The sequence below is a fragment of the Caballeronia pedi genome, from assembly GCF_001544915.2.
Classification (GTDB): domain Bacteria; phylum Pseudomonadota; class Gammaproteobacteria; order Burkholderiales; family Burkholderiaceae; genus Caballeronia; species Caballeronia pedi.
This window is the reverse complement of the sequence record NZ_FCOE02000112.1, coordinates 1-1,292: the sequence shown is the minus strand read 5'-3', so window position 1 is coordinate 1,292 and position 1,292 is coordinate 1. Positions and strand designations below refer to the sequence as shown.

The 1,292-nt window shown below is 59.4% G+C and carries 1 protein-coding gene; it reads right to left on the bottom strand.

Translation table 11 applies throughout. From position 1 onward, the window contains the following. Window positions 1–1,292, bottom strand: a 1,292-nt coding sequence (locus tag AWB80_RS42735; RefSeq protein WP_143328302.1) for a non-ribosomal peptide synthetase, incomplete at both ends; no start/stop codon positions are given.

The following is a 1,292-nucleotide window of genomic DNA, read 5'->3' as shown; positions in this document are numbered from 1 at the left end:
CGGAAGCCACGGATCTTGACCTGATGATCGTTGCGGCCCAGAAACTCGATATTGCCATCGGCGCGATAACGGGCGAGGTCGCCCGTGCGGTACATGCGGGCGCCCGGAACGAAGGGATCGTCGAGGAAGCGCTCGGCGGTGAGTTCGGGTCGATTCAGATAGCCACGCGCCACGCCTGCACCACCGATATAAAGCTCGCCGACCGTACCGAGAGGCACGGACTGGCGTTGCGCATCGAGCAGATAGATGCGCGTGTTAGCGATCGGTCTGCCGATGGTTTCCGTCAAACGCTCGCCCTTCTTCATCTCGATCCAGGTCGAGTATGTCGTCGTTTCAGATGGGCCGTACAGATTGCACAGTCGCTCGATCCCGGTTTCAGCGAAGATCCGTTTCATCAGCGCGAGCTTCAACGGCTCGCCGGCGAGGTTGATCGTGCGGATCGATGTCAGTGATGCTTCCGCATCCAGCAGTGCCGTGATCGCCGATGGCACCGTATTGATGAGGCCGACCTCGTGCGGACTTCTGACGAGCGCGAGGACGTTATCGACCAGATGAACCGTTCCGCCTCGCGTCAAAGGAGCGAAACATTCGTAGATCGAGAGATCGAAATTGAGCGAGGTCGCGAACAGTGTTTGCGAGAGTTCTTCCGAGGTGAAGGCTTCATGGCTCCAGGTCAGGAAGTTGACAGCATTTCTGTGTTCGATCGCAACGCCTTTGGGCTTACCTGTGGAACCCGAGGTGTAGATCACGTAAGCAAGGTGATGCGGGGCGACGGCCGTTTGCGGATCGTCTTGCGGGAGCGCTTCGTCGAGCGATTCGTTGGGATCGAGCACGGTCAGTGAACCGGTGTCACCTAATGCTTCACGACCCGCGACATCTGCGAGCAGCAGGCGGGGCGTGGCATCGGTGAGGATGTGGCTCAGACGCTCGCCCGGATACGCCGGATCGAGCGGCACGTAAGCGCCGCCAGCCTTGAGTATCGCCATCAACGCGACAACCATGCCGATACCACGCTCCATGCACAGCGCCACACGATCTTCAGGACGTACGCCCAGCGCGATTAAATGATGCGCAAGCTGATTGGCGCGTGCATTGAGTTGCGCATACGTGAGTGATGCGTCTTCGAAGACCAGCGCGACGGCATCGGGCGTACGGTGCACCTGTTGTTCAAACAACTGATGAATACACAGATGCTCGGGATACGCTGCCGCCGTGTCGTTCCAGCTTTCGAGCAGCGCGTGCTCCTCGGGCAGCACGAGTTCATGCGCGTGCAGCGATGCATCGGGTTGATC